The sequence below is a fragment of the Pseudomonas sp. HMWF006 genome (assembly GCF_003061205.1).
Taxonomy (GTDB): Bacteria; Pseudomonadota; Gammaproteobacteria; order Pseudomonadales; family Pseudomonadaceae; genus Aquipseudomonas; species Aquipseudomonas monsensis.
The window spans coordinates 1-2,083 of the sequence record NZ_QAIU01000575.1 but is presented as its reverse complement, the minus strand read 5'-3'; the positions used below and the strand labels follow the sequence as shown (position 1 = coordinate 2,083).

2 protein-coding genes are annotated in these 2,083 nt (G+C 60.4%); one reads left to right on the top strand and one right to left on the bottom strand.

The window, feature by feature from the left end; genetic code table 11:
• The first annotated feature begins 26 nt into the window (after window positions 1-26).
• A complete protein-coding gene (map, locus tag DBR24_RS26395) occupies window positions 27-818 on the top strand; it encodes a type I methionyl aminopeptidase (RefSeq protein ID WP_218278152.1) in 792 nt (263 codons plus the stop codon).
• Between the two features lie 303 nt (window positions 819-1,121).
• Here the strand turns inward: map and DBR24_RS26390 are convergent.
• The coding region (locus tag DBR24_RS26390; protein ID WP_146189124.1) for an ABC transporter ATP-binding protein at window positions 1,122-2,083 on the bottom strand (962 nt) is incomplete at its 5' end.

Below are 2,083 nucleotides of genomic sequence, written 5' to 3'. Positions count from 1 at the left end.
CAACTGACTCAGGAAGCCGTCAGCGCATGAGAAACCAGATCAAGATCAACACGCCCGCCGAGATCGCGCAATCACGCGCCGCCGGTCAACTCGCCGCTGAAGTACTGGCGATGCTGGTGCCGCATGTAAAGGCCGGTGTGACCACCGACGAACTGGATCGGCTGTGCAACGACTACATCGTCAATGTGCAGAAAGCGGTTCCGGCCAACGTCGGTTATCACGGTTTCCCGAAAACCGTCTGTGCTTCGGTCAACGACGTGGTGTGCCACGGCATTCCCTCGGGTACGCCGTTGCAGGATGGCGACATCGTCAACCTCGACATCGCGGTGATCAAGGACGGCTGGTTCGGTGATACCAGCCGCATGTACGTGGTCGGCGAGGCGACGCCTGAGGCGCAGCACCTGATCAACACCACCTATGAGGCCATGTGCGCGGGTATTCGGGTGGTCAAGCCGGGCGCCACATTGGGCGATATCGGTCATGCGATTCAGAGTCTGGCGGAGAGGGAAGGCTTCAGCGTGGTGCGCGAGTACTGCGGGCACGGGATCGGCAAGGTCTATCACGATGAGCCGCAGATTCTGCATTACGGTTTTCCCAATCAGGGCATGAAGCTCAAGGCAGGGATGATTTTCACTGTTGAACCGATGCTCAATGCCGGCAAGCGCCATGTGAAGAACATGGCGGATGGCTGGACCGTACTGACCAAGGATGGCTCGTTGTCGGCGCAGTGGGAGCACATGGTGGCGGTGACGGAGACGGGGTTTGAAATCCTCACGGCGTGGCCGGATGAGATTGAAGGTTACCGCGCCATCGTCTGATACCGCGTCGTCTGTTTCCCTCACCCTGGCCCTCTCCCGGAGGGAGAGGGGACTGACCGGGTTGTTTGGACGAGTTACGCCGACCTGAGAGCGCTGCGTCGAACTCAGGTTTGAACAGCATGAAGATTGGCTCCCTCTCCCTGAGGGAGAGGGACTGATTGAGGTGTTCTTTCGAGGGACGCCGACTTGGGATACCGAGTCGACCCCGGATTTTGGGCAGCACGGAGATCGGCTCCCTTTCCCCCTCGCCCCCCTGGGGGAGAGGGCTGGGGTGAGGGGGTAAATCCCACAGACAACACGCTATCAATGGGCGCCGGCCGCTTTGTTCAGGTCACTTTCGGTCCATTCGGTGTAGACGCAGGCATCAGCGGTGGCCCAGCGCACCCGCACCGGGTCGCCAGCCTTGAGCGGCATGCCCGCCGCCGATAACGCTTTCACCGTCATCGACGTCCCGCCCGAAGTGACCACGCTGCAGGTCTGACTCTCCCCGAGGAACAGCACTTCCACGACCTTCGCTGACACTTCGTTCCAGCCCGCCGGCAGCGGCTCATCGCTTGCCTGCTGCACGCTCAGTGCCAAGGCTTTCTCCGGCCGCACCATCAGCAACACATCCTGATCAATGTGCAACCCGGTTGTCAGTCGAATCGACAACGATTGCCCCTCAAAACTCGCCGCTGCATTGCCTTGCGCCTTGAACTTGAGGAAGTTCGAATTACCGAGAAACGACGCGACAAACGCATTCGGCGGGTTCTGATACAGGTCATAACCGCTGCCCAGCCCGACAATCTTGCCGTGACTGAAAATCGCGATGCGTTGCGACAAACGCATGGCTTCTTCCTGATCGTGGGTCACGTAGACGATGGTGATGCCCAGGCGCCGATGCAGCTGACGCAGTTCATCCTGCAAATCCTCACGCAGCTTTTTGTCCAGTGCACCGAGCGGTTCGTCCATCAACAGGATGCGTGGCTCGTAAACCAGCGCCCGGGCAATCGCGACCCGTTGCTGCTGGCCGCCAGACAGTTGCGAAGGGCGGCGATGGGCGAACTGTTCCAGCTGCACCAGTTTCAGCATCGCGTCGACACGCTTGTCACGTTCGGCGGCGGCGAGTTTGCGGATCGCCAGCGGGAAGGCGATGTTGTCGCGCACCGACAGATGCGGGAACAGCGAATAGCGCTGGAACACCATGCCGATGTCGCGCTTGTGCGGCGGCACGTTGACTAGCGACTGACCGTTGACCAGGATCTCGCCGCTGCTCGGTGTTTCGA